The 26,134-nt window shown below is 66.2% G+C and carries 16 protein-coding genes and 1 tRNA gene; 7 read left to right on the plus strand and 10 right to left on the minus strand.

The features are described 5' to 3' along the window. Positions 1–22: 22 nt before the first annotated feature. The 3 genes from ASD22_RS04315 to ASD22_RS04325 all read right to left on the minus strand — a co-directional run bounded on the left by ASD22_RS04315 (position 23) and on the right by ASD22_RS04325 (position 6,953). Positions 23–952 carry a 5'-nucleotidase gene (locus ASD22_RS04315; RefSeq protein ID WP_056079349.1) on the minus strand — a complete coding sequence of 310 codons (930 nt, stop codon included), beginning with the start codon at positions 950–952 and terminating at the stop codon, positions 23–25. Positions 953–1,025: 73 nt separating this feature from the next. After that, a complete protein-coding gene (locus ASD22_RS04320) occupies positions 1,026–1,787 on the minus strand; it encodes an NAD kinase (RefSeq protein ID WP_056079353.1) in 762 nt (253 codons plus the stop codon). A gap of 231 nt (positions 1,788–2,018) precedes the next feature. Next, positions 2,019–6,953 (minus strand): NAD-glutamate dehydrogenase domain-containing protein, encoded by a 4,935-nt coding sequence (locus ASD22_RS04325; RefSeq protein ID WP_056079355.1) that lies wholly within the window; start codon positions 6,951–6,953, stop codon positions 2,019–2,021. Between the two features lie 425 nt (positions 6,954–7,378). On the opposite strand from ASD22_RS04325, the gene ASD22_RS04330 reads away from it, so the two are divergent. Both ASD22_RS04330 and ASD22_RS04335 read left to right on the plus strand, forming a co-directional pair. Further along, on the plus strand, positions 7,379–8,560 hold the full coding sequence (locus tag ASD22_RS04330) for an efflux RND transporter periplasmic adaptor subunit (protein WP_056079357.1): 1,182 nt from the start codon (positions 7,379–7,381) through the stop codon (positions 8,558–8,560). A gap of 12 nt (positions 8,561–8,572) precedes the next feature. Continuing rightward, positions 8,573–11,746, plus strand: a complete 3,174-nt coding sequence (locus ASD22_RS04335) for a multidrug efflux RND transporter permease subunit (protein ID WP_056079360.1) — start codon at positions 8,573–8,575, stop codon at positions 11,744–11,746. A 240-nt stretch (positions 11,747–11,986) separates the two neighbouring features. Here ASD22_RS04335 and ASD22_RS04340 read toward each other — a convergent pair whose 3' ends face one another. Beyond that, positions 11,987–13,177 (minus strand): acyl-CoA dehydrogenase family protein, encoded by a 1,191-nt coding sequence (locus ASD22_RS04340; protein ID WP_343123419.1) that lies wholly within the window; start codon positions 13,175–13,177, stop codon positions 11,987–11,989. A 135-nt stretch (positions 13,178–13,312) separates the two neighbouring features. Here ASD22_RS04340 and ASD22_RS04345 point away from each other — a divergent pair, with 135 nt between their 5' ends. From ASD22_RS04345 to metH, 3 genes are read left to right on the plus strand one after another with little or no spacing between them, the layout of a single operon-like run. Beyond that, positions 13,313–14,242 (plus strand): metalloregulator ArsR/SmtB family transcription factor, encoded by a 930-nt coding sequence (locus tag ASD22_RS04345; protein WP_056080957.1) that lies wholly within the window; start codon positions 13,313–13,315, stop codon positions 14,240–14,242. 46 nt (positions 14,243–14,288) lie between these two features. Beyond that, positions 14,289–15,365, plus strand: coding sequence for a homocysteine S-methyltransferase family protein (locus ASD22_RS04350; RefSeq protein WP_056079363.1), 1,077 nt, complete (start codon positions 14,289–14,291; stop codon positions 15,363–15,365). A 1-nt stretch (position 15,366) separates the two neighbouring features. After that, a complete protein-coding gene (metH, locus tag ASD22_RS04355; protein ID WP_056079366.1) occupies positions 15,367–18,057 on the plus strand; it encodes a methionine synthase in 2,691 nt (896 codons plus the stop codon). Positions 18,058–18,103: 46 nt separating this feature from the next. Here metH and ASD22_RS04360 read toward each other — a convergent pair whose 3' ends face one another. Further along, positions 18,104–18,445, minus strand: coding sequence for a lipid-A-disaccharide synthase N-terminal domain-containing protein (locus ASD22_RS04360; RefSeq protein WP_056079367.1), 342 nt, complete (start codon positions 18,443–18,445; stop codon positions 18,104–18,106). 132 nt (positions 18,446–18,577) lie between these two features. Here ASD22_RS04360 and ASD22_RS04365 point away from each other — a divergent pair. Further along, positions 18,578–18,652 (plus strand) — tRNA-Val (locus tag ASD22_RS04365). Positions 18,653–18,738: 86 nt separating this feature from the next. On the opposite strand, the gene ASD22_RS04370 is transcribed toward ASD22_RS04365, so the two are convergent. From ASD22_RS04370 to folC, 5 genes are all read right to left on the minus strand, one after another. Next, positions 18,739–19,554: a ferritin-like domain-containing protein gene (locus ASD22_RS04370; RefSeq protein WP_056079370.1), complete on the minus strand. Its 816-nt coding sequence runs from the start codon at positions 19,552–19,554 to the stop codon at positions 18,739–18,741. Between the two features lie 102 nt (positions 19,555–19,656). Next, on the minus strand, positions 19,657–21,132 hold the full coding sequence (gene purF / locus ASD22_RS04375) for an amidophosphoribosyltransferase (RefSeq protein WP_056079372.1): 1,476 nt from the start codon (positions 21,130–21,132) through the stop codon (positions 19,657–19,659). A gap of 24 nt (positions 21,133–21,156) precedes the next feature. Then, positions 21,157–21,777 (minus strand): CvpA family protein, encoded by a 621-nt coding sequence (locus ASD22_RS04380; RefSeq protein ID WP_056079375.1) that lies wholly within the window; start codon positions 21,775–21,777, stop codon positions 21,157–21,159. Between the two features lie 37 nt (positions 21,778–21,814). Continuing rightward, positions 21,815–22,867, minus strand: coding sequence for an SPOR domain-containing protein (locus tag ASD22_RS04385; RefSeq protein WP_056079378.1), 1,053 nt, complete (start codon positions 22,865–22,867; stop codon positions 21,815–21,817). A 61-nt stretch (positions 22,868–22,928) separates the two neighbouring features. Continuing rightward, a complete protein-coding gene (folC, locus tag ASD22_RS04390; protein WP_056079381.1) occupies positions 22,929–24,278 on the minus strand; it encodes a bifunctional tetrahydrofolate synthase/dihydrofolate synthase in 1,350 nt (449 codons plus the stop codon). Between the two features lie 248 nt (positions 24,279–24,526). On the opposite strand from folC, the gene ASD22_RS04395 reads away from it, so the two are divergent. Beyond that, positions 24,527–26,083: an SDR family oxidoreductase gene (locus ASD22_RS04395; protein ID WP_056079383.1), complete on the plus strand. Its 1,557-nt coding sequence runs from the start codon at positions 24,527–24,529 to the stop codon at positions 26,081–26,083. Positions 26,084–26,134: the final 51 nt, after the last annotated feature.

Raw genomic sequence — 26,134 nt, forward strand, 5'->3', positions numbered from 1 at the left:
GATGGCGCGATACCGCAGCGGCTCAGCGGTTGCTGACGCCATGCGGGACATGCCCCGTTGCCACGTGCTTGCGTGCGGATTCCACGTTGGCCGGTGAGTCGTCGAAAAAGATGTCGGCACCGAAGGCATCCAGGAAAGGGCCCTTGTCGCGGCCCCCCAGGAACAGCGCCTCGTCGATGCGCACGCCCCAGCGGCGCAAGGTGAGGATGACGCGCTTGTGCGCGGGCGCGGAACGGGCCGTGACCAGGGCCGTACGGATCGGCGAGTCTTCGGCGGGAAACGCCGCCTGCAGGCGGTGCAGCGCGGTAAGAAAACCGCGGAACGGGCCCACCGAAAGCGGTTCGGCGGCATGCTCGGCCTCGCTGCGATGGAACGCTTCCAGACCTTCCTCGCGCGACACCCGTTCACCCTCGTCACCAAACAGCACGGCATCGCCATCGAATGCGATGCGCAACTGCTCGCTGGCGCGCGGCGGCGCGGTGCTAGGCAGGATGGTGGCGGCGGCGACACCGGCGGCGAGCGCGCGGCCGACGTCCTCCGCATTGGCGGAAAGAAACAGATCCGCCTTGAACGGCGCGATGTAATCGGACGTCGGCGCGCCGCTGGTGAAGGCGGCGCGGCTGATCTCCAGCTTGTAGTGCTGGATCGCGTTGAAGATGCGCAGGCCGGTGTCGCCCGAATTGCGTGACAGCAGGATCACCTCGACCGGCGGCACGTCACCGGCCAGCTTGTTGAGCCCCAACAGTTTCTGCACCAGCGGAAACGCCACGCCAGGCTGCAGGATCTCGTTCTCGTGCTCGATCTGGAAGTTGCGGTATGCATCCAGCCCGTCGCGCTCGAACAGCGAGTGGCTGTCACCGAGGTCGAACAACGCGCGCGAGGAAATGGCCACGACCAGTCGGTTGTCGCCGGCAGCTACCGGATCGTGCGCGTCGACGGGAGGAGTGGTCATGCGTCCTGTGCCTGATGGGAGGGATGGTTTTGAATCTAGCAAAGGTGGGGGTATGGGTGGGTGGGGCAGCTCTTCACTCCGCCGCAAACTGCTCATCCAGTATCCGCTGCTCAAGATTGTGCTCAGGGTCGAACAGCAGCCGTACACCTTGATCGCCCGATTGCCGGATCGTTACCGTCAGCACATCGCGCACTTCATGGAAATCCGCGGTGGCGCTGACCGGTCGCTTGCCCGGATCGATGACGCGAAACGCCACTTCCGTGCGATGCGGAAGAATGGCGCCGCGCCAGCGGCGGGGGCGGAACGGGCTGATCGGGGTCAGCGCCAGCACGTTGGCATCCAGCGGCAGGATCGGGCCGTGCGCGGACAGGTTGTAGGCGGTGGAGCCAGCGGGGGTCGAGACCATGATGCCGTCGCACACCAGTGAGGTCAGCTTCACCGTGCCGTTCAACTGCACTTCCAGATGGGCGGCCTGGTTGCTCTGGCGCAGGAGCGACACCTCGTTGAACGCCTTGGCGACATGCGCGCGGCCGGCCACGTCGGTCACCCGCATTTCCAGCGGAAACAGCGACGCCACGTGCGCCCGCTCGATGCGTTCGGGCAGGTGGTCGAGCTGGTGCATGTTCATCAGGAAACCGACCTGACCCAGTTTCATGCCGTACACCGGCACGTCCAGGTCGCGATAGGCATGCAGGGTGCGCAGCATGAAACCATCGCCACCCAACGCCACGATCAGTTCGGCCCGGCCCGGCGGCACATCGCCATACCGTTGCACCAATGCGTCGCGCGCCTGTTGTGCGACGACGGTGTCGCTGGCGACAAAAGCAAAACGCATCGGAAGCCCTGACTGGCGGGAGAAGGCTGAAGGATACGACAGAGGGGGTGCTGCGCCCTAAAGTCCCGAGCTTTCCCGCAAGCCTTAACCCCCTCCCGGCCTCCCCCTGCAAGCAGGGGGAGGAGCAGAAACCGAACGACCCGCCACAGGTCCGAGCTTGCCGTAATACCCTCCCCTGCTCGCAGGGGAGGGACGGGGTGGGTCAACCCGCGGGGAACTCCAACCGAAGCCTCAAACCGGCAACTGCGCCAGTTGCGCCAGTCGCCTGACGGCCACCGATGCAATCGGGTAATCGGCATTCTGGGTGAGGATCTCGGCCAGCATGCTGCGCGTGTGTTGCAGCGTGGCGTCGTCGCGTTGCAACCATGCCTGCACCGCGGAGACATCGCCGCTGTCGTCGACGCCCATGCTCAACACCTGCTGTGCCAGCGCCCGGTGCTGCTGGTTCAACTCGTCCAGCAGCGAGCCGCGCGCCTGCGCATGCCAGTGGCCTTCCACCGGCAACGCCTCGATCTGGTCGCGCAACCAGCCCAGATCCAGCGCTTCGCCCAGTTCATAGAAGATACGCGCCACTTTCTCGATCGGCTCGTCGCTTTGGCGGGCAATCTCGGCCATGTCCAGCGCCGCGCGCAGGTCTGGCATGCGGGCCAGCCGCAGGGCCAGTGCCGATGGCATGCCCAGGCCTTCCCATTTCTCGCGGTCGCAGGTGAAGTCGCCCTGGCCCGCCTTGCCCAGCACGTGCGGCAAGGCCTTGCGCAGATCCGACACCACGCCCTGGTAGCGCTCGACGTTGGCGGCGATATCCAGCGTGCCGCCGGGTCGGTTCAACAGCCAGCGCGTCATGTGCCGCAGCAACGCCCATATTTTCAGGATCGCGTCGGTCTGGGTGCCTTCGGCCACCTTGCTGTCCAGCGCCTCAAGCTCGGCCCACAGCTCGCGGGCATCGAGAATCTCGCGCGCTGCGGTGTACGCCTTGGCGATGGCGGCGGGCCGCTGGCCGGTGTCCTCCTGCATGCGCATCATGAAGGTGGCGCCCATGCGGTTGATGGTGGAGTTGGTGACCGCGGTGGCGATGATCTCGCGCTTCAGGCGGTGGCGCTGCATGTGCTCGGCGTACTTCTCGTGCAGCGGCTCGGGGAAATAGCGCACCAGCTCGCGCGAGAGGTAAGGATCTTCCGGTACGTCGGAATCGAGCAGTTGCTGGAACAGCCGCATCTTGTCGTACGACAGCAACACCGCCAGCTCCGGCCGACTCAGGCCCTGCTCCCGGCTCTTGCGCTCGGCCAGCTCGGCATCCGACGGCAGGTTCTCCACCTGGCGGTCCAGCGTGCCCTCAGCCTCCAGCGTGCGGATGAAATGCGCCATGGAACCGAGCCGGCGCACCGACTGGTGCTCCATCAGCGTGATCGCCTGGTTCTGCCGGTAGTTGTCCCACAGCACCAGCTTGCCGACCTCCTCCGTCATCGACGCCAGTTGCTCGTTGCGGGCGTCGACGCTGAGCTCGTTGCGCTTCACCGCATCGTTCAGCAGGATCTTGATGTTGACCTCGTGGTCGGAGGTGTCCACGCCGGCGGAGTTGTCGATGAAGTCGGTGTTGAGCAGCACGCCGTTCTGCGCAGCCTCGATGCGGCCCTTCTGGGTGAAGCCCAGGTTGCCGCCCTCACCCACCACCTTGCAGCGCAGCTCCCCGCCATCCACGCGCAGCGCGTTGTTGGCGCGGTCGCGCACGTCGGCATGGCTCTCGCTGGCGGCCTTGACGTAGGTGCCAATGCCGCCGTTCCACAGCAGGTCCACCGGCGCCCGGAGGATCGCGCTGAGCAGTTCGTTGGGCGGCAGGTGCTCGACATCGGCCTTCAACCCCAGCGCGGTACGCACCTCGGCCGAGATCGGGATCGACTTGGCGCTGCGCGGATACACGCCGCCACCAGCGGAGATCAGCGAACGGTCGTAGTCGTCCCAGCTGGAACGCGGCTTGTCGAACAGGCGCTGGCGCTCGGCAAAGGAGCGCGCGGCGTCGGGCGTTGGGTCGAGGAAGACGTGGCGATGATCGAACGCCGCCACCAGCTTGATGTGCCCGGACAACAGCATGCCGTTGCCGAACACGTCGCCAGACATGTCGCCGATACCGACGCAGGTGAAATCCTGCGACTGCGTATCCACGCCCAGCGAGCGGAAATGGCGCTTCACCGACTCCCATGCGCCACGCGCCGTGATGCCCATGCCCTTGTGGTCGTAGCCATGCGAACCACCGGAGGCGAATGCGTCGCCCAGCCAATAGTCGTGCTCGATCGAAATGGCGTTGGCGATGTCGGAGAACGATGCCGTGCCCTTGTCGGCGGCCACCACCAGGTACGGATCGTCGCCGTCGTGGCGCACCACATCCTGCGGGTGCACCACGTCGCCCTCGACCAGGTTGTCGGTGATGTCGAGCAGGCCGTTGATGAAGATGCGGTAGCAGGCGATGCCTTCGGCCAGCTGTGCGTCGCGGTCGCCATCGACCGGCGGCCGCTTCACGAAGAACCCGCCCTTGGACCCGACTGGCACGATGACGGTGTTCTTCACCATCTGCGCCTTGACCAGGCCCAGCACCTCGGTGCGGAAATCCTCGCGCCGGTCGGACCAGCGCAGGCCACCGCGCGCCACCGCGCCGAAGCGCAGGTGGATGCCTTCGACGCGCGGCGCGCAGACCCATATCTCGCGGTAGGGAATCGGCTTGGGCAGCCCGGGAACCTGATGCGGATCGAGCTTGTAGCTGATGTAGTCGCGCGGCGCGCCCTCGTGATGCTGGAAGAAGCTGGTGCGCAGCGTGGCGCCGATGACGCTGACGAAGCTGCGCAGGATGCGGTCCTCGTCCAGGCTGGCGACGTTCTCCAGCAGCACGCCGATGGCGCTTTCCACGGCCTGGATCTGCTCCGCGCGCGGCCGCGACAGGGCGGCGCCGAGATCGGCGATCAACGACGGCTGCGCGCTCTGCACGTTGGCCGGGATCAACGCTTCCATCTCGGCCGCCAGCGTGGCGCCAGCGGCCTTCAAGGCCTCGGCCGACATATCCTCGCGGCGCGGATCGAACCGCGCCAGGAACAGCTCCACCAGCAAGCCGGCGATCGCCGGATAGCGGTTGAGCGTGTCTTCCATATACGCCTGTGAGAACGCCGCGCCCGTCTGCAGCAGGTATTTGCAATAGCCGCGCAACATGGCGATCTGGCGCCAGCTGAGCTTGGCGCCCAGCACCAGCCGGTTGAAACCGTCGTTCTCCGCGTTGCCGCGCCAGATCTGCTCGAAGGCTTCCTCGAACAAGGTACCGACCTGCTCCACGCTGAAGGTGAGCTTGCCGGCCGGTTGCACCTCGAAATCCTGGATCGACAGCGACGCGCCATCGCGCGGGATGTCGTAGACGTGCTCGGTGAGCACGCGCAGGCCCAGGTTCTCCAACTGCGGCAATACCTCGGACAGGGCGATGTCGCCGCCACTGCGGTAAACCTTGAAACGCAGCGTCTCCGGCGCCTTCAGCGGATGGTAGAACGACATCCGCAGCGCGTTTTCGCCCGACAGCAGCGACAGTGCGCGGATGTCCTCGGCGGCCACGGCGGGGCTCACGTCATCGACGTAACCCGGCGGCATCGCCTTGCCGAAACTGTTGGCGAGCAGCATGCCCTCGTGCTCGCCCTGCGAACGCACCAGCGCATCGCGCACATCGTCGTGCCAGTTGCGCACGATCGCCTCGACACCCTGCTCCAGCGTGCCCAGGTCGTAATCGGGGTGATCGCCGATGCGCGGCCGCACCACCACGTACAACCGGGTCAACGCGGCCTCGCCCATCTGCACCGACGAATCCACCTGCTCGGCATGCAACGCCTCGCCCAGCAGCGCCTCGATGCGCTCGCGCACCGAGGTGTTGAAGCGTTCGCGCGGCACGAATACCAGGCAGGCGAAGAAACGGTCATAGCGGTCGCGGCGGACGAACAGCCGGGCGCGCGCGCGCTGGCGCAGCTCCAGGATGCCGCTGGCGGTGGCAAACAGCTCGTCCTCGTTGCTCTGGAACAGCTCGTCGCGCGGCAGCACTTCCAGGATGTGGCGCAGCGATTTGCCGGAGTGGGAATCGCGCTTGAGCTCCGAACGCACCAGCACCGATTCGACCTTGTGCCGCACCAGCGGCACATCCTGCGGCCGGGTCATGTAGGCACTGGAGGAGAACATGCCGATGAAGCGTTCCTCCGCCACTGCCTTGCCATCGGCATCGAATTTCAGCACGCCCACGTAATCCATGTAGCCGCTGCGATGCACGTGCGAGCGGGCATTGGTCTTGGTGAGGATGATGGCGTCGGTCGCACCCGAGTGCGGCAGTTCGCTGGCCGCCAGCGAGCGCACCGACCGCGGCGCCAGCGAATGATCGCTGTCACGCAGGATGCCCAGCCCGGTGGAGTCCACCGCGCGCAGCACCTGCTCGCCATCGGCCGCCACCACCTCGTACTGGCGGTAACCGAAGAAGGTGAAGTTGTCGTCGGCCATCCAGCGCAGGAAATCCGCCGCCTCGCGCACGGAATCCTCGTCCAGCGAAAGCTTGCGGTGCGGCAAGTCGGCGGCGATCGCCAACGCCTTGTCGCGCATGGCCGACCAGTCGCCCACGGCCTGGCGTACATCATTCAGCGCGTCGGCAACCTGTGTCTGCAGGCGCGAGCACAGCGCCTCGTCAACGATGCGGTCGATCTCGAAATGCATGATCGACTCGGGCACGCCGGACTCGTCACCGAGCCGCAGGAGCTGCCCCTCGGCGTCGCGCACGGCGTTCAACACCGGGTGGATCACCGCCTGAATCGATTGCCGGTTCTCCGCCACGATCATGCTGACGGTGTCCACCAGGAACGGCATGTCGTCGGTGACCACCTGCAACAGGCTGCGGCCGGGATGACCAGGCACCGCATCCAGCACCCGCACCAGCGCCTGCCCACGGGGTCGGCGTTGCATGAATTGCAGCAAGCCCGCGATCAATCCGGCCCACTGCTGCGGCGTGTGTGCGGCCACGTCGCCCGGCGCCATGCGGGCAAAAAAGACGTCGGTGAAGATGTTCGCCCCCGCCAACTGGGAGGGTTCGAGCCCCTGTGCTTTCAGGGCGTCGAGTACGGCATTGCGGGGGGATGTTGCGGTGGTCGCTTGGATCGCATTCATGGCTTCTACTGGGTAGTGAAAACAAAATGGCGTCATGCAACGTCGCCCCAGAATACTGCCGCGTCGCGAAGCACCACCACCGACCTCCGCCACTTGCATATTTCGCGCGGACAGTGATCCAGTTACGTGGCGCGCAAACGCGTGCGGCATCGGCTGCCTGCCGGCGCTTGTCCATACCACCACACCCGATGTCAACGGGTGGATTCACACCTGATTTAAAATGTAAACTGTCCGGTATAGTCTTGCCGGCCAAGGCCCGATGCTCCGCGAGGATTCGCGAAGCATCCGTCGGGCGCCCCTACCGTCGGCAAGACCCAAAGACATGAGGCAGCCGAGGCACGGCGCTGTATCGATCCCCTGGATCGGCAGCCGCGCACCGGTGCATCCCCACTCTTCCCCGATTCGAGCATCGTTCTGGAGCCGCCATGAAGTCCTCCCTACTGCGCGCACCGTTGTGCCTCTGCCTGCTTGCCCTCGCGGCATGCGGCGGCAAAGGCAAGGAACAAGGCCCGCCGCAAATGCCCCCACCGGAAGTGGGCGTGCTGAAGGTGCAGCCGCAAAACGCACCCCTGACGCGCGACCTGGTGGGGCGCCTGTCGCCCTATCGCAGCGCCGATGTACGCGCCCGCGTTGCCGGCGTACTGCTGAAGCGCACGTACGAGGAAGGCACCGACGTCAAGAAAGGCCAGCTGCTTTTCCAGATCGACCCGGCGCCGTTGAAGGCATCCCTCAATGCCGCGCAGGCATCGCTGGCGCAGGCGCAGGCCAAGGCAACCAACGACAAGGTCACCGCGCAGCGGGTGCGTGAGCTGGCCCCGAAGGGCTACGTGTCGAAAGCCGATCTCGACAACGCGCTGGCCGCCGAACGCAATTCCGCCGCCGCCGTGCAGGCTGCACGCGCCAACGTGGAAACGGCCCGCATCAGCCTGGGCTACGCCAACGTGACCTCGCCCATCGATGGTCGCGCCGGCCAGCAGCAGGTGACTGAAGGCGCGCTGGTAGGCAATGGCGAAGCCACCCTGCTCACCACGGTGGACCAGATCGATCCGCTGTACGTGAACTTCACCATGAGCGTGGCCTCGCTGGAGAAGATGCGCAGCGCGCAGCGCAGCGGCGACGTCACCCTCGCCGGCGCAAACAAGACCAGCGTGCGGATCACCCTGCCCGATGGCAGCACCTATGCGGAACCTGGCGTGCTGGATTTTTCCGACACCTCGGTCAACCCGGCCACCGGCGCGGTGAACCTGCGCGCCACCATCCCCAACCCGCAACGCACGCTGTTGCCCGGCATGTACGTCACCCTGACCGCCAACCTCGGCCAGCAGCACAAGGTGTTCCTGCTGCCGCAGGCAGCGGTGCAGCGTGACACGGTCGGCGCCTACGCGATGGTGGTTGGCGCCGATGGCAAGGTCGTGCGCAAGGACCTCACCACCAGCGACATGCGTGACGGCCAGTGGGTGGTCAACGACGGCCTCGCCGCGGGTGATGCGGTGGTGGTCTCCGGCCTGCAGAAGGTCAAGGCCGGCGCACCGGCCAAGGCCACGCCGTGGCAGCCTGCGCCACCCGCCGGCGCCAAGTCGGCCGCCAAAGCCCCGAGCGGCAAGTAACGGAGCGCGATCATGCCGAGTTTCTTTATTGATCGCCCCATTTTCGCGTGGGTGGTGGCCATCCTGATTTCGCTGGGCGGCGTGCTGGCGATCCTCAACATGGGTGTGGAATCGTACCCGTCGATCGCCCCGCCGTCGGTCACCGTCAGCGCCACCTACCCCGGTGCCAGCGCGGCCACCACCGAGAAAACCGTCACCCAGGTGATCGAGCAGCAACTGACCGGCATCGACCACCTGCTGTATTTCAGCTCGTCGTCCAGCGCCAGCGGCCGCGCCAGCATCACCCTGACGTTCGAAAGCGGCACCGACCCGGACATCGCCCAGGTGCAGGTGCAGAACAAGGTGGCGCTGGCCACCCCGCGCCTGCCCTCGGAAGTAACCCAGCAAGGCGTCGTGGTGGCCAAGGCGAACGCCGGCTTCCTGATGGTGGTGGCGCTGACGACGGACAATCCGGAGATCGACCGCAACCGCCTCAACGACATCGTGGGTTCCAGCGTGCTGGACCAGATCGCGCGCGTACCCGGCGTGGGCAGCACGCAGCAGTTCGGTTCCGAATACGCCATGCGGATCTGGCTGAACCCGGACAAGCTGCAAGGCTACAACCTGTCCGCCACCCAGGTGCTCGCCGCGATCCGCGCGCAGAACGTGCAGTTCGCCGCCGGTTCGCTGGGCTCCGACCCCGCGCCGGAAGGCCAGGGCCTCAGCGTCACGGTATCGACCGAAGGGCGCTTCACCACGGCCGAGCAGTTCGCCGACATCGTGCTGCGTGCCAACAGCGACGGCACCACGGTCAAGCTGGGCGACGTCTCGCGGATCAGCTTCGGCCCCGGCAGCTACGGCTTCGACACCAGTTACGAGGGCAAGCCGATCGGCGCGTTCGCGATCCAGTTGCTGCCCGGCGCCAACGCGCTGGACGTGGCCACCGCGGTACGCGCCAAGATGGACGAGCTGGCACCCAGCTTCCCGCAGGGCGTGACCTGGTTCAGCCCGTATGACAGCACCAGTTTCGTGCGGATCTCGATCAACGAGGTGATCCACACGCTGATCGAGGCGATCATCCTGGTGTTCCTGGTGATGCTGCTGTTCCTGCAGAACTTCCGCGCCACGATAATCCCCACGCTGGTGATCCCGGTAGCCCTGCTGGGCACGTTCCTGGGCATGCTGGTGCTGGGCTTCACCATCAACCAGTTGACCTTGTTCGGCATGGTGCTGGCCATCGGCATCGTGGTGGACGACGCGATCGTGGTGATCGAGAACGTCGAACGCATCATGACCGAGGAAGGCCTCTCGCCGCGCGACGCCACAGTCAAGGCAATGGGCCAGATCACCGGCGCCGTGGTGGCGATCACGGTGGTGCTGGCGGCGGTGTTCGTGCCCTCGTCGCTGCAGCCAGGCGCCACCGGCGTGATCTACAAGCAGTTCGCGCTGACCATCGCGGTGTCGATGGGCTTCTCCGCGTTCCTGGCCCTGTCGTTCACGCCGGCGCTGTGCGCCAGCTTCCTGCAGCCGGAACACCACAAGAAAAAGAACATCGTTTTCCGCAAGTTCAACGACATGTTCACCTGGATCACGAAGACCTATACCGGTCACGTCCACGGTGCGGTGAGTCATGCGCCGCGCTGGATGATCGTGTTCGTGGCGGTGGCCGTGCTGGGTGGTTTCCTTTACTCCCGCCTGCCCGGCAGCTTCCTGCCCGAGGAGGACCAGGGCTACGCGCTGGCCATCGTGCAGTTGCCCCCCGGCGCCACCCTGCAGCGCACCACCAAGGTGATGAAGCAGATGCGCGAGATCCTGGACAAGGACGACGCGGTCGCTGGCGTGCTGCAGGTCACCGGCTTCAGCTTCGTCGGCGCCGGCGAAAACGTCGGCATGAACTTCATCAAGCTGAAAGACTGGGCCGACCGCGATGCCTCCGCCACGGAGTTCATCGGCCGCGCCAACGGCGCCTTGCAGCAGATCCGCGACGCGCAGGTGTTCGTGGTCAACCTGCCGACAGTGCAGGGCCTGGGGCAGTTCGGCGGCTTCGACATGTATCTGCAGGACCGCAGCGGTGCCGGTCGCGACGCGCTCACCCAGGCGCGCAACACCTTGCTGGGCAAAGCCAGCCAGAGTCCCGTGCTGGTGGGCGTGCGTCCCAATTCGCTGGAGGATGCGCCGCAGTTGCACCTGGATGTCGACCGCATCCAGGCGCAATCAATGGGCCTGTCGGTGGGCGATATCTACAACGCGGTCGGCCTGATGCTGGCGCCGGTCTACGTCAACGACTTTGCCTACGGCGGGCGCGTCAAGCGCGTGATCATGCAGGCCGACGCACCGTATCGCATGGGCCCGGATGCGCTGGAGCACTTCTTCACCCCCAGCTCGCAGCTCACCGCCAACGGCACGCCGGCGATGATCCCGCTGTCGAACGTGGTGCACACCGACTGGATCGTGTCGTCGCCTTCGCTGACCCGCTACAACGGCTATTCCGCGGTGGAAATCGTCGGCTCGCCCACGCCAGGGCATTCCTCGGGCGAGGCGATGGCCGAGATGCAGAAGATCGTCAACGACGACCTGCCCAAGGGCTTCGGCTACGACTGGACCGGCCAGTCCTACCAGGAGATCCTCTCCGGCAACGCCGCCACCTTGCTGATGGTGCTGTCGATCGTGATCGTCTTCCTGGCATTGGCGGCGCTGTACGAAAGCTGGTCGATCCCGATCGCCGTGTTGCTGGTGGTGCCGCTGGGCATTCTGGGCGCGGTGGTGTTCACCCTGTTGCGTGGCCTGCCCGACGACATCTACTTCAAGATCGGCATGATCACGGTGATCGGCCTGGCCGCGAAGAACGCGATCCTGATCGTGGAGTTCGCGGTGGCCGAACAGCAGGCCGGGCGCACCCTGCGCGAAGCCACCGTCGACGCGGCCCGACTGCGCCTGCGGCCGATCCTGATGACCTCGCTGGCCTTCATCCTGGGCGTGTCGCCGCTGTTCTTCTCCACCGGCGCCGGCGCCAACGCCCGCCACGCCATCGGTACCGGCGTGATCGGCGGCATGCTGTTCGCCACCTTCCTGGGCGTGCTGCTGATCCCGGTGTTCTACATCGTGGTGCGACGCCTGCTGGGCGACAAGCTGGATGGCGATACGCCGGCCAAGCCCGCGCTGGATGGGCCGAGCACGTTCGACTCCGATCCGAGACGCGGCGCCTGATCCCCGGCAACAACGAAAAGCCCGGCAGGAAACTGCCGGGCTTTTTTGTGTCATCGCAGTGCAGGGCCGCCGCCAAATCCCGTTCATCCTGAGCGTAGGCCGAAGGCCGAAGTCGAAGGACATGCCAGTGCGCAGCCACGTTTGGCGGCGCTTCGACTCCGCCCGCTGCGCGGGCTACGCTCAGCGCGAACGGTTGGGGGGGTGAGTCAACCTTGGCGGGTGCCTGCTCCCGCGTGCCAATCAGCGCAACCCTGTTTCCGCCCGCGCAATCACCATCCGCTGGATCTCGCTGGTGCCTTCGTAGATCTCGGTGATTTTCGCATCGCGGAAGTAACGTTCCAGCGGCATTTCTTTCGAATAGCCCATGCCGCCGTGGATCTGCACCGCCTGGTGCGCGATCCACATCGCCGCTTCCGAGGCGGTGAGCTTGGCCACGGCCGCCTCAGTACCGAAGCGGCCACCGCGTTGCTCGGCTTCGCCCTTGGCCCACGCCGCGCGCAGGGTCAGCAGCGTGGCGGCGTCGAGCTTGCACTTCATGTCGGCGATCTTGGACTGGGTCATCTGGAAGCTGCCGATCGGCTGACCGAAGGCCTTGCGGTCGCGCGACCATTGCAGTGTGGCTTCGTAGGCGGCGCGGGCGATGCCGACTGCCTGCGACGCGATGCCGATGCGCCCCGCGTCAAGCACGCCCATCGCGATCGAGAAGCCCTTGCCCTCCTCACCCAGCAGGTTCTCCTTCGGCAGCACGTAATCGGTGAACTCGATCTCGCAGGTGGCCGAGGCGCGGATGCCCAGTTTCGGTTCGGTCTTGCCCGCATGGAAGCCGGGTAGTTGCGTGTCGATGATGAAGGCCGACACGCCCTTCGCGCCGATGCCCGGCGTGGAGATGGCAAACAGCACGATGTAGCGCGCCACGGGGCCGGAGGTGATCCAGCTTTTCTTGCCATTGATCACCCAGTCACCGCTGGCGTTCTTCGTGGCGCGCGTGTGCATGGCCGAGGCGTCGGAACCCGATTGCGGTTCGGTCAACGCATATGCGCCGATCGCCTCGCCGGTGGCGATGGCGCGCACGTATTTCTGCTTCTGTTCCTCATTGCCGTGCTTGAGGATGCCGTGGCAGAACAGCGAGTTGTTCACGCTCATCACGGTGGCGGTGGCCGCGTCGGCCGCGGCGATCTCGATCATCGCCAGCACATAGGCGATCGGGTCCATGCCGGCGCCGCCGTAGGCTTCGGGCACTTCCACGCCCATCAAGCCCAACTGGCCCATTTCGCGGATGTTCTCCAGCGGAAACTCGGCGCGGGCGTCGAACTCGGCCGCCACCGGCGCAATGCGCTTTTGCGCGAAATCACGGGCGATCGACTGGATCGACAATTGCTCTTCGGTAAACCGGAAATCCACGGGCGCCTCCAAAGTTACGTCAGCAACCATTTTAGAACGTAAGAAGTGAAAGCCTCTGTGCGAACGCAACATGGCCCGACAGCGGGTTGCGGCATGGCCTCTGCTTGACGCATCGCACCACCCGGCCTAGCCTTGTCATCTTTCTATCGCGATAAAGGGATGACGATGGATCTCGCTACCGCCTCCGGCGTGCTGCGGCTACTCGCCGATCCCACCCGGGTGCGCCTGCTGGCCCTGCTCGAAAACGAGGAGCTGACCGTCGCCGAACTGGCCGCCGTGCTGCATCTGGCGCAGCCGCGCGTATCGACCCACCTGGCCAAGCTCAAGGAAGCCGAGCTGGTGCGCGATCGCCGCGCCGGCGTGTCCGCCTATTATCGCGCCAACAACGAGGGCGACGAACACCAGCATGCGCTGCTGCGCTCGCTGCGCGAAAGCATCGACGACGCGTTGCTGCGCGAGGACGCCGCGCGCCTGCCCGGCGTACTGGCCCAGCGCGCCCGCGAACAGGGCTGGGCCGACACCGTGGCCGGCGACATGGAGCGCCACTATTCGCCCGGTCGGACCTGGGAAACCGTGGCCCGCTCGCTGCTGCAATTGCTGGCCACCGGCGACGTGCTGGACATCGCCTCCGGCGACGGCGTGACCGCCGAACTGCTGGCCCCGCATGCGCATTCCATCGTCTGCGTGGATTCCAGCGAGCGCGTGGTCGAAGCCGCCGCCAAGCGACTCAAGCCGTTCACCAACGTGCAGGTGCTGCAGGGTGACATGCACGCACTGGAGCTGGGTGACCAGCGCTTCGACCTGGTGTTGATGCTGCACGCCCTGACCTACGCCGAGGACCCCGCCGGCGCTATTGCCGAAGCGGCCCGCATGCTGCGCCCCGGTGGTCGTCTGCTGGCGGCGACGTTGGGCCGGCACGACCATCGGGCCGCCGTGGAGCCCTTCGACCATCGCAACCTGGGATTCAGCAGCGACCAGCTGGAAGGTTTCGCGCGCGCCGCGGGGTTGGAGGTACTGAATTGCTCCCGCCTCAGCCGCGAACGCAAGGCCCCGCATTTCGAGGTCATCAGCCTGCTGGCACGCAAACCGTCATGACCCCCGACTTTCCTTTTCGCCACCCTGATCAAACGAGCATTGCCCCATGAGCGCCCTCCCCTGGATCCACCCCGAACGCGTCGCCCTGCTGGAGGCGGCACTGGCCACGCGCATCCTCATCCTCGACGGCGGCATGGGCACGATGCTGCAGGCGCATCAACTGGATGAAACCAGCTTCCGCGGTGAGCGCTTCGAGCACGGCCACGACGGCCACGCGCACGACCATGCCGGAAGCTGCGATCTGAAAGGCAACAACGACCTGCTCTCGTTGACCAAGCCCGAGATCATCCGCGGCGTGCACGACGCCTACCTCGAGGCCGGTGCCGACCTGATCGAAACCAACACCTTCAACTCCACCCGCATCAGCCAGGCCGACTACAAACTGCAGCACCTGGCGCAGGAACTGAACCGCGAAGGCGCCAGGCTGGCCCGCGCCGCCTGCGACGCGATGACCGCGAAAACGCCGGACAAGCCGCGCTTCGTCATCGGTGTGCTCGGCCCCACCAGCCGCACCGCCTCGCTGTCGCCGGATGTCAACGATCCGGGTTTCCGCAACGTCACGTTCCAGGAACTGGTGGAGAACTACACCGAATCGGCGAACGGCCTGATCGAAGGCGGCGCCGACGTGCTGATGGTGGAAACCATCTTCGACACCCTGAATGCCAAGGCCGCGCTGTTCGCGCTCAGCGAACTGTTCCACCAGCGCGGCGCACGCATGCCGGTGATGATCTCCGGCACCATCACCGACCGCTCCGGCCGTACGCTCTCGGGCCAGACCGCCGAAGCGTTCTACTACTCGGTGCGCCACGCGCGGCCGCTGTCGGTGGGTTTCAATTGCGCGCTGGGCGCCGAGGACCTGCGCCCGCACCTGCAGACGCTGGCAAGCGTCGCCGAAAGCTACGTCAGCACACATCCCAACGCCGGCCTGCCGAACGCCTTCGGCGAGTACGACGAAACGCCGGAGGAGATGGCCCGCGTGATCGGCAGCTTCGCCCGCGAAGGCTTGCTGAACCTGGTCGGCGGCTGCTGCGGCACCACGCCGGCGCACATCAAGGCGATTGCCGAAGTGGTGCGCGATTGCGCACCCAGGGCGCCGCTCTCACTGGCCACGGAGGCCGCATAACATGACACGCCACACCCGCCTCTCCGGCCTCGAACCGCTGGTGATCACGCCCGACCTGTTGTTCATCAACGTGGGCGAGCGCACCAATGTCACCGGCTCGGCGCAGTTCAAGAAACTGATCAAGGAAGAGCGCTACGACGAGGCCGTCGAAGTCGCCCGCCAGCAGGTCGCCAACGGCGCGCAGGTGATCGACATCAACATGGACGAGGGCCTGATCGACTCCGAGGCGGCGATGACCCGCTTCGTCAACCTGATCTCGTCCGAGCCCGACATCGCCCGCGTGCCGTTCATGATCGACTCGTCCAAGTGGACGGTGATCGAGGCCGGCCTGCGCTGCCTGCAGGGCAAGGGCATCGTCAATTCCATCTCGATGAAGGAAGGCGAAGCCCCGTTCCTGGAGCAGGCGCGCAAGGTGCAGCAATACGGCGCCGCTGCGGTGGTGATGGCGTTCGACGAACAAGGCCAGGCCGACACCATCCAACGCAAGGTGGAGATCTGCTCGCGCGCCTACGAACTGCTGACGAAGGAACTCGACTTCCTGCCCGAAGACATCATCTTTGACCCCAACATTTTCGCCATAGCCACCGGCATCGAGGAGCACAACAACTACGCGGTGGACTTCATCGAAGCCACCCGCGAGCTGAAAAAGCGCTTCCCGGATTGCCACATCTCCGGCGGCGTCTCCAACGTGTCGTTCTCGTTCCGCGGCAACAACATCGTGCGCGAGGCGATCCACTCGGTGTTCCTGTACCACGCGATCCGCGCCGGCATGGACATGGGCATCGTCAACGCCGGCGCGCTGACGATCATGGACGACATCGACCCGCCGCTGCGCGAGCGCGTCGAGGACGTGGTGCTGAACCGCCGCGAGGACGCCACCGAGCGCCTGCTGGAGATCGCCGACAACTACAAGGGCAAGCGCGGCGCCGCCGAGGTCGAGACGCTGGAGTGGCGCGAGAAGGACGTGCGCGCCCGGCTCAGCCACGCGCTGGTGCACGGCATCGACCAGTACGTCACCGAGGACACCGAGGAAGCGCGGCAGATGTCGACGCGCCCGCTGGACGTGATCGAAGGCCCGCTGATGGACGGCATGAACGTGGTCGGCGACCTGTTCGGCGCGGGCAAGATGTTCCTGCCGCAGGTGGTGAAATCCGCCCGCGTGATGAAAAAGGCCGTGGCCTATCTGCTGCCCTACATCGAGGCGGAAAAGCTGCGCACCGGCGACACCGGCAAGAACAACGGCAAGATCGTGATGGCGACGGTCAAGGGCGACGTGCACGACATCGGCAAGAACATCGTGGCCGTGGTGCTCCGCTGCAACAACTTCGAGGTGATCGACCTGGGCGTGATGGTGCCCGCGCAGAAGATCCTGGAGACCGCGATCGCCGAGAAGGCCGACATGATCGGCCTGTCCGGCCTGATCACGCCGTCACTGGAAGAGATGGCCAACGTGGCCAAGGAAATGCAGCGGCAGAACTTCCACGTGCCGCTGCTGATCGGCGGCGCCACCACCTCGCGCGCACATACGGCGCTGAAGATCGAGCCGCACTACAAGGCCGGCACGGTGTGGGTGAAGGACGCCTCGCGCGCGGTCGGCGTGGCACAGTCGCTGGTGAGCAAGGACCTGGTCGGTGATTTCCTGGCCAAGGTGCGCGTGGAATACGCCGACGTGCGCGAACGCCATCGCAACCGCGGCCCCGGCAAGAAACTGGTGTCGCTGGAGAAGGCACGCGCGCAGCGCTTCAGCTGCGACTGGGCCGCCTACGAGCCGCCGCAGCCCAAAAAACCCGGCATCACCGTATTCGACGACTACGACCTGTCAGTCATCCGCCGCTACATCGACTGGACACCGTTCTTCCAGGCATGGGAGCTGGCCGGCCACTACCCCGCCATCCTCACCGACGAGGTCGTCGGTGCCCAGGCCACCGAGCTGTTCCGCGACGCCCAGGCGATGATGGACAAGATCATCGGCGAAAAATGGCTCACCGCCCGCGCCGTGGTCGGCCTGTGGCCGGCCGCCAACATCATGGATGACGTGGAGATCTACACCGACGCCAGCCGCACCACGGTGCTCGCCACCCTGCACAGCCTGCGCCAGCAAGCCGACAAGCCACCCGAACGCCCCAACCTGTGCCTCGCCGATTACATCGCACCGAAGGAGTTCAACAAGCCCGACTGGATCGGCGGCTTCGCGGTCACCGCGGGCCTGGGTATCGAGGAACACCTCAACCGCTTCCTGGCCGACTACGACGACTATTCCTCGATCATCCTGAAGGCGCTGGCCGACCGCCTGGCCGAAGCATTCGCCGAGCACATGCACGAACGCATGCGCAAGGAATTCTGGGGCTTCGTGCCGGACGAGGCGCTCGACAACGACGCGCTGATCGCCGAGAAATACCGTGGCATCCGCCCGGCCCCCGGCTATCCCGCCTGCCCCGAGCACACCGAGAAGAAAACCCTGTTCGCGCTGCTGGACGCCACCAAAAACGCCGGCATCGAACTCACCGAAGGTTTCTCGATGTACCCCGCCGCCGCGGTCTCGGGCTGGTACTACTCGCACCCCGACAGCCAGTATTTCGTGGTCGGCCGCCTGAGCAAGGAGCAGATCGAGGACTACGCATACCGCAAAGGCTGGACTCTGGCCGAAGCCGAGCGCTGGCTGGCCTCCAACCTCGACTACGAGCCCGAATAAGCGTGGTTCTGCAGGAGCGCACCCAAGGTGCGCTCCTGCATTGTCTTTACGCGGTCGCGTCTCCGGTAATGCTGTTCTTGCGATTGCGCAGATGCACGTACAGGTTGTACGTGGAAACGAATACCGGGAAGAAATTCGAGAGGATGCCCACCGAATCGTTCTTGCCCACGATGAAATACGCCAGCAGCAGCACGCTGCCCAGCACCGACAGCCACCAGAACGCCAGCGGCATCACCACGCGCTTGTACTTGCGCGTGTAATAGAGCTGCACGAACCATCGGCTGGTGAACATCAGCGTGCCGGTGTAACCCACCAGCTTCCATGGGGTCAGCTGAAAGTGCTGCAGCGCATGGACGATCGACGGGAAATTGGCAATGAAAAAATCCATGGCGACGCACTTCGATTTGTGAGGTCCGCAAGTCTACCAATTCACCCCGTGCTCCCGAGACGTTTCTCCTCGCGCGTCATCAAATAACGTTGACCCACGCCGCAACTGCCCCTAAAATGCAGCGCTCACATTGGGCGGTTAGCTCAGCGGTAGAGCACTGCCTTCACACGGCAGTGGTCAGTGGTTCGATCCCACTACCGCCCACCAAGACAAATAAAAAACCGGCCTTCTGGCCGGTTTTTTATTGCGCACGGTTCAAGCCCGGCATCGAGGCTCGAATCAAAGAGGCCGCATCACGCCTGTCCTTGCGCAGCAAGCGCCGCCAGGCGATCGAGTTCCGCTTCCACAAAGCCTGCCTCCAGTCGCGCGGGTCGGTTGAACGGGCCGCGCAGGTTGACGCCCATGTAGTCGCGTATCAGGGCGAAGAAATGAGCGATGGGTTCGATGCCGTCGCGCTGGCAGCAGTGCTGGTACCAGCGGGTGCCGGCGGCGACGTGGGCAACTTCCTCGCGCAGGATCACTTCGAGGATGGCAACGGTTCGGGTGTCGCCCAACCGGCGCAGGCGTTCGATCATGGCCGGGGTGACATCCAGCCCGCGTGCTTCGAGCACGCGCGGCACCAGCGCCATGCGGGCGGTGTCGTCGTGAGCGGTTTTCTCGGCCATCTGCCACAGGCCGTCGTGGGCGTCGAAATCGCCGTAGGCATGGCCAAGCTCCTGCAACCGCTCGGCCAGCATCGCGAAATGGCGCGCCTCGTCATGGGCGCAACTGGCCCAGTCGCGGTAGTACGCGGCGGGCTTGCCGCGGAAGCGGTAGACCGCGTCCCACGCCAGGTTGATCGCGTTGAACTCAATGTGCGCCACGGCATGCACCAGCGCCGCCCGACCTTCCTCGCTGCCGAGGCCGCGTTGCGGCAGCTGGCGTGCGTTCACCAGCACGGGTTTCGCAGGTCGGCCAGGCGCGGTGATCGGATCAGGCGCAGGCGACGACGTATCGGGTTGCAGGTCGCCGGCGAGAAACGCTTCCCACGTGGCGTGGGTAAGCCGCAGTTTCTCGGCCGGTTCGGTGGCATCCAGACAGCGTTTGGCCGCGGCGTGAAGATCGGTCATGGCTTTTCCTGTAGGAGCGCACCTTGTGCGCGATGCTTTTCGTTACGTGACGAAGAGCTATCGCGCACAAGGTGCGCTCCTACATGAGGTGGTCGCCCAGCGTTAGACGCTGCGCCTGGCGGCCTTGGCATCGTCCGAACGCAACATCTGGATCTGCTCCAGGTAACGCTGGTCCAGGCCGGTGACGTACTCGCCGGAGAAACACGAGGCGTCGAACTGCTGCAGCTCCTCGTTGCCGTCCTGCACGGCCCAGATCAGATCCTTCAGGTCCTGGTAGACCAGCCAGTCGGCGCCCAGGATCTTCTCCACCTCGGCCTCGGTCTTGCCGGCGGCCACCAGCTCGGTCACCGAGGGCATGTCGATGCCGTAGACGTTGGGATAGCGCACCGGCGGCGCGGCGGAAGCGAAATAGACATTCTTGGCGCCGGCGTCGCGGGCCATCTGGATGATCTGCTTCGAGGTGGTGCCGCGCACGATCGAGTCGTCGACCAGCAGCACGTTCTTGTTGCGGAATTCCAGGTCGATCGCGTTGAGCTTGCGCCGCACCGATTTCACCCGCTCACCCTGCCCCGGCATGATGAAGGTGCGACCGATGTAGCGGTTCTTGACGAAGCCCTCGCGGAACGGCACGCCCAGCACACCGGCCAGCGCGCTGGCGGCGGTACGCGCGGTGTCGGGAATGGGGATGACCGCATCGATGCCGTGATCGGGGCGCAGGCGCAGGATCTTCGCGCCCAGCTTTTCGCCCATGCGCAGGCGCGCCTTGTAGACCGATACGTCCTCGATCATCGAGTCGGGCCGGGCAAGGTAGACGTACTCGAAGATGCATGGCGTGTGCAGCGCGCCCTCGGCGCAGCGGCGGCTGAACAGCTCGCCTGCGTCGGTGATGATCACCGCCTCGCCCGGCTCCACGTCGCGGATGCGCTTGAAGCCGAGCACGTCCAGCGCCACCGATTCCGACGCCACCGCGTATTCGCGGCCTTCGGCGGTGACGCGTTCGCCCAGCACCAGCGGGCGGATGCCGTGCGGGTCGCGAAACGCCAACAGGCCGTAGCCCAGCAGCAACGCCACGCAAGCATAGCCGCCGCGGGCGCGCACATGCATGCCAGCCACGGCCTTGAAGATGTGATCCGGCGTCAACGCCATGCGGTCCTGGATCTGCAGCTCATGCGCCAGCACGTTCAGCAGCACCTCGGAGTCGGAGTCGGTGTTGATGTGGCGCCGGTCGCCCTCGAACATCTCGCGGCGCAACTCGTCGGTGTTGACCAGGTTGCCGTTGTGGGCGAACGCGATGCCGTAGGGGGAGTTGACGTAGAACGGTTGCGCCTCCGAGGAGCCCTCGGAACCGGCCGTGGGATAGCGGCAATGGCCGATGCCGATGCGGCCGGGCAGCGTCTTCATCGATGCCTCGGTGAACACGTCGCGCACCAGCCCGTTGCCCTTGTGCAGGCGCAGCCGCGAACCGTCCACGGTGGCGATGCCGGCGGCGTCCTGGCCGCGGTGTTGCAACACCGTCAAGCCGTCATAAAGCGCCGATGCCACCTGGGTGGTACCGACAATGCCGATGATTCCGCACATGTTGTTGCCTGCTTCGAAAGTCGTTCAAAAATGAGGGGCGGGAGCGCTGCCTGCAGCCGCGGGATAGGCCTGGTGCGCGGTACTGGCCGGAGCGGGCGTCCGGCCCGATATGGGGGTCAGCAGCGAAGCCGGCAAGCGTGGCAACTGGCTCAGCTGGGCGGGCGCGTGCAGGTTGCGCACCTCCGCCGGCACGCGCTGTTCCAGCCAGGTGGCCACATGCTGAAAATGCGGCAGCAACACCGACTGCTGCCACCACGGATCGCGGGTGAACGCGGTGAATCCGATCAGGAACACCAGCAGGGTCACCAGCAATACACCACGCACGAACCCGAAGATCATGCCCAGCAGCCGGTCGGTGCCGGACAAACCGGTACTCGCCACCAGCCGCGCCACCACGAAGCGCAGCAACGCGCCCAGGATCAACACCGCCACGAAACACAGGCCGTAGCCGGCGATGATCCGCGCCGAGGGCAGCGTGATGATGGAGCCGAAGTGCGACGCCACCGCCGGCCCGAAAACCCAGGCCACCCAGAACGCCGCCGCCCACACCACCAGCGCCAGCACTTCGGCAATCAGGCCACGCCACAGCCCGATCAATACCGACAAGCCGAGCACGCCGATGATCGCGTAGTCGATCCAGTTCATGGATGAATCCGTCCGGCTCGCAGTGGGCGATGCAAGCTCAAGGCACCGACACGATGTTGCCGTCGATGCCCAGCTTGGCCTTGATCTGGTCGTGCACGCGCTGCGCGTCCGCGCGCTGCGTCTGCGGGCCGGCGCGCACCCGCCACAATTGCTTGCCACCCACGTTGACCGAATCGACAAAGCCGTCGAAGCCTGCCGCCCGCAACTTGTCGCGCAGCGCGTTGGCGTCGGCCTGGCCGCTCACCGCCGCCAGTTGCACCGCCCAGCCGCCGGCCCTGCTGGCGCTGGCGGTATGTGCGGATGTGGTCGGGCTGGCGGAGCTGGCTTGCGCGTCGCTGTGCTCCAGCGTCGCCGGCACGCCGGAGATGCTGTGGGTGATTTTCAGCCGCGCCGCCTCAGCGGCCGTGCGCGTGGCAAACGGGCCGGCGACGACCTTGGTCCGGCGCTGCCCCGCCTGGGTGATCGCATGGCTGCTGACCGGGTAACCCAGGGCGCGCACCTTCTGCTGCAAGGCGGCCGCGCCCGAGGCGCTGGCGTAGGCACTGAGGTTGATCATGTAGCTGCCCTGCCCGCCGGCGTCGGCCACATGGGGAGCAGGCTCGGCGGGTTTGGGCGCAGGCTTGGGGGCCGGCGCCGGGGCGGATTCGGGCTTGGCTTCGGGCTTGGCGGGAGCCGCCGGCTTGGTCGCGACGGGCTCGGCGGCAGCGGGTGCCGGCGTTTCATTGCGGGTCGCGGCCTGCATCGGGATCACCGGCTCGGCGGTGGACGTGCCCGTTCCCGTGGTAACCGTGGTGGGCTCGTGCGCCTTGCCGGCGCGGGGGTCGGTCTCTACATCCAGCGGACGGTTGGAGCCGATGTTCACCGTGGCCAGCTGATCGCCGGAGACCGGCGCCTGCGCTTGGGTCGGTGCCGTGCCGCTGGTGGACAGATCCATGGTGCGCGTCTGCAGGTCGCGATCCGGCGCCGGCGGAATCGCCAGGCTCACCGCCGCGTCGCCACTTTCCGCCGGCGGCTTGCCGGAAAACCACATGGGAATGAACAGAACCGCCAAGGCGATCAGGACGGCAGCACCCAGCAGGCGTGTATTCAAGGTTTCGCTCCAAGGCGGCTCGCGGCAGGCAGAACGCGATTATAACCGCCAGCGTCCCTGCTCATGGAACCGTCCCAACCGGCACGGTGCACGCGGCGGCAGATGGTGTGGGCTCCAGCGCCATCTGCGCCAGCACGGCACTGGCCACGAAGAAGGAACCGAAAGCCAGGATGCGATCCCCGGCCTGCGCCGTCCGACGCGCCGCAGCGAGCGCGGCCGGCACGTCGGCGTGGGTGTCGAACGTTGCGCCGGGCTGGGTCTGCCGCAGGATTCCAGCGAGCGCATCCACGGCCAGGCCACGCGGGCTCACCTGCTCCAGCCCGGCCAGATGCCAGTGATCGATGCGCGTACCCAAGGCACCGATGACGCCGGCCACATCCTTGTCGCCCAGCGCGCCGTACACCGCGTGCACGCGTGCGGGCGGTTGTGCGTCCAGCCAGTCCGCCAGCGCACGCGCGGCCTGCGGGTTGTGGCCCACGTCCACCAGCACGGGCGGGTCGCCGCCCAGCGGTTGCAGGCGTGCCGATGGCGAGGCGGCGCGCAATCCTGTGCCGATCGCCGTAGGCCAGTCGTGCGTCGACAGCGCCGGCTCCGCCGACCACAGCGCATGCAGGGCCGCAATCGCGGCCGCCGCATTGGCGTATTGCACCGGCGCCGACAGCCACGGATCGGGCAGCTCCATGTCGGCGCCGTCGCGGTGCCGCCAACGCCAGCCACCGTGGGCATGACGCTGCGCGTGGAAATCCACACCGGCCCGCTCGACCCTGGCGCCGCAGGCCGCCAGCGTCTGCAGCAATCCGGCCGGCGGATCCAGCTCACCCACGATCGCCGGCCGCCCGCGGCGCGCGATGCCGGCCTTCTCGCGGCCGATGCTGTCGCGATCGGGGCCCAGCCAATCCATGTGGTCCAGATCCACCGTGGTGATCACCGCCACGTCGGCGTCGATGATGTTCACCGCGTCCAGTCGCCCGCCCAGGCCGACTTCCAGCACGGCCAGATCCAGCCCCGCACGCGCAAACAGATCCAGCGCGGCCAGCGTGCCGAATTCGAAATAGGTCAGCGGAATGGCGGGATCGGAACCGGCCGTGCGCGCCGCCTCGATGCGTTCGAACGAGGCCACCAGCACGACGTCGTCCACCTCGGCGCCATCGATCCGCACCCGCTCGTTGTAGCGCAGCAGGTGCGGCGACGTGAAACTGCCCGTGCGCAGGCCGGCTGCCCGCGCCATCGCCTCCAGCAAGGCCACGGTGGAACCCTTGCCATTGGTGCCGCCCACCGTGATGACACGCCGCGCCACCGCCGGCGCGCCCATCCGCTGCCACACCTGCCGCACCCGATCGAGCCCCAGCTCGATGCTGTGTACGTTGACGTGTTCCTGATAGGCCAGCCATTCGGCGAGGTTGCGGGTCATGCGAAAGCTTCTTGTTGAATGGCGGGTGCGGGGCGCGTGGTGGGAATTGAGCGGGATCAGCCCGTCATTCTACTGTCCACGGTGGTCGGCGCGGCGCGGGAAAACGCGCACGGCGGGCGGGGATGGGGGAAAGCAGGCAAAATACGCGGTTTCGGCGCTTGCGATGTTGCTTCTGCCTGGTGCGGGTCGCGACTGAAGTCGCTCCTACAAGGTCGCGCCGATCCATCCTCACAGCGGTAGACCTTTCGATGAATGCCCACCCGACCCTGCCTGCGCAGGATGACGACGAGTCCGCATTGCTGGCGCAATTGCGCGAGACCACCGCGCTGCTGGAAGCGCTGGCCGCCGACCGCCAGTTGCTGGACCGCTTGCCCGCGGACGAGCGCGCGCGGCTGCACCAGGCCGTGGCCAGCGTCTACCATCCCGACCCGGTGGCGCGGCGCGTGAAGTTGAAGGCGGCCGAGAAGGCACGCCACGCGGCGAAGGTGCAGGCCGAGGACGGCGTGCTGAACCGGACCGGCATCCGCACCCTGCGTCGCAAGCCGGTGTTCACCACGCCCAACGTGTTCGCCCCCGAGGGATTCATCGCGCACGACGTGGGCCCCGATGCCGACGCGGCGCAGCCGCGCGAATCGGTCGAACCGAAGCATTGCTACGTGTGCAAGCAGAAATACACGACGCTGCACTTCTTCTACGACCAGCTGTGCCCGACCTGTGCCGCGTTCAACTACGCCAAGCGCACCGAGCTGGCCGACCTGCATGGACGCGTGGCATTGCTCACCGGCGGCCGCGTCAAGATCGGCTACCAGGCCGGCCTGAAGCTGCTGCGCGCCGGTGCCGAACTGATCGTCACCACGCGTTTCCCGCGCGATTCGGCGGCGCGCTACGCGGCGGAGCCCGACTTTGCCGAGTGGGGCCACCGCCTGCAGGTCTACGGCCTGGACCTGCGCCACACGCCCAGCGTGGAGGCGTTCTGCCAGGAGCTGGTGGCGACCCGGCCGCGGCTGGATTTCATCATCAACAACGCCTGCCAGACCGTGCGCCGCCCGCCGGATTTCTACGCGCACATGATGGAAGGCGAAACCGCCGCGCTGCACGACATGCCCGAGCACCTGCGCAAGCTGGTCGGCCATTACGAAGGCCTGCGTGGCTCGAACATCCTGCCTCAAGGCACGGGCCGCGACACCGCCGTCCCCGGCCTGACCCGCGCCGCCGAATTGTCCCAACTGCCGCTGCTGCCCGAGGAACTGCTGGCACAAAGCCACCTGTTTCCCGAAGGCCGGCTCGATCAGGATTTGCAGCAGATCGACCTGCGCCAGCGCAACTCCTGGCGGCTGCTGATGGCCGAGGTGCCATCGGTGGAATTGCTGGAAGTGCAACTGGTGAACGCCATCGCACCCTTCATCATCAACGCGCGCCTGAAACCGCTGATGCTGCGCACGGGCGAGCGCGACAAGCACATCGTCAACGTGTCCGCGATGGAAGGCCAGTTCTACCGCAGCTTCAAGACCACCCGTCACCCGCACACCAACATGGCCAAGGCCGCGCTGAACATGATGACGCGCACCTCAGCCACCGATTACCACAACGACGGCATCCACATGAACAGCGTCGACACCGGCTGGGTGACCGATGAGGACCCGGCCGAGCTGGCCGCAAAGAAGGTGCTGGAAGAACGCTTCCACCCGCCGCTGGACATCGTCGACGGCGCCGCCCGCATCGTCGACCCGATCATCCACGGCATCAACACCGGCGAGCACGTGTGGGGCCAGTTCCTGAAGGACTACCGCCCCACCGATTGGTAAAGTCGAAACACTCCCTTCTCCCGCTTGCGGGAGAAGGTGCCCGAAGGGCGG

The organism is Rhodanobacter sp. Root480, from assembly GCF_001426645.1.
Classification (GTDB): Bacteria; Pseudomonadota; Gammaproteobacteria; order Xanthomonadales; family Rhodanobacteraceae; genus Rhodanobacter; species Rhodanobacter ginsenosidimutans.

What these genes read in the sequence shown, in the direction of transcription:
- ASD22_RS04350 (WP_056079363.1), top strand. Translation starts at nt 14,289, where the DNA reads ATGAGCGCCCTCCCCTGGATCCACCCCGAACGCGTCGCCCTGCTGGAG.
- ASD22_RS04315 (WP_056079349.1), bottom strand. Translation starts at nt 952, where the DNA reads ATGACCACTCCTCCCGTCGACGCGCACGATCCGGTAGCTGCCGGCGAC.
- purF (WP_056079372.1), bottom strand. Translation starts at nt 21,132, where the DNA reads ATGTGCGGAATCATCGGCATTGTCGGTACCACCCAGGTGGCATCGGCG.
- ASD22_RS04330 (WP_056079357.1), top strand. Translation starts at nt 7,379, where the DNA reads ATGAAGTCCTCCCTACTGCGCGCACCGTTGTGCCTCTGCCTGCTTGCC.
- metH (WP_056079366.1), top strand. Translation starts at nt 15,367, where the DNA reads ATGACACGCCACACCCGCCTCTCCGGCCTCGAACCGCTGGTGATCACG.
- ASD22_RS04380 (WP_056079375.1), bottom strand. Translation starts at nt 21,777, where the DNA reads ATGAACTGGATCGACTACGCGATCATCGGCGTGCTCGGCTTGTCGGTA.
- ASD22_RS04340 (WP_343123419.1), bottom strand. Translation starts at nt 13,177, where the DNA reads ATGGTTGCTGACGTAACTTTGGAGGCGCCCGTGGATTTCCGGTTTACC.
- ASD22_RS04335 (WP_056079360.1), top strand. Translation starts at nt 8,573, where the DNA reads ATGCCGAGTTTCTTTATTGATCGCCCCATTTTCGCGTGGGTGGTGGCC.
- ASD22_RS04370 (WP_056079370.1), bottom strand. Translation starts at nt 19,554, where the DNA reads ATGACCGATCTTCACGCCGCGGCCAAACGCTGTCTGGATGCCACCGAA.
- ASD22_RS04345 (WP_056080957.1), top strand. Translation starts at nt 13,313, where the DNA reads ATGGATCTCGCTACCGCCTCCGGCGTGCTGCGGCTACTCGCCGATCCC.
- ASD22_RS04320 (WP_056079353.1), bottom strand. Translation starts at nt 1,787, where the DNA reads ATGCGTTTTGCTTTTGTCGCCAGCGACACCGTCGTCGCACAACAGGCG.
- ASD22_RS04395 (WP_056079383.1), top strand. Translation starts at nt 24,527, where the DNA reads ATGAATGCCCACCCGACCCTGCCTGCGCAGGATGACGACGAGTCCGCA.
- folC (WP_056079381.1), bottom strand. Translation starts at nt 24,278, where the DNA reads ATGACCCGCAACCTCGCCGAATGGCTGGCCTATCAGGAACACGTCAAC.
- ASD22_RS04360 (WP_056079367.1), bottom strand. Translation starts at nt 18,445, where the DNA reads ATGGATTTTTTCATTGCCAATTTCCCGTCGATCGTCCATGCGCTGCAG.
- ASD22_RS04325 (WP_056079355.1), bottom strand. Translation starts at nt 6,953, where the DNA reads ATGAATGCGATCCAAGCGACCACCGCAACATCCCCCCGCAATGCCGTA.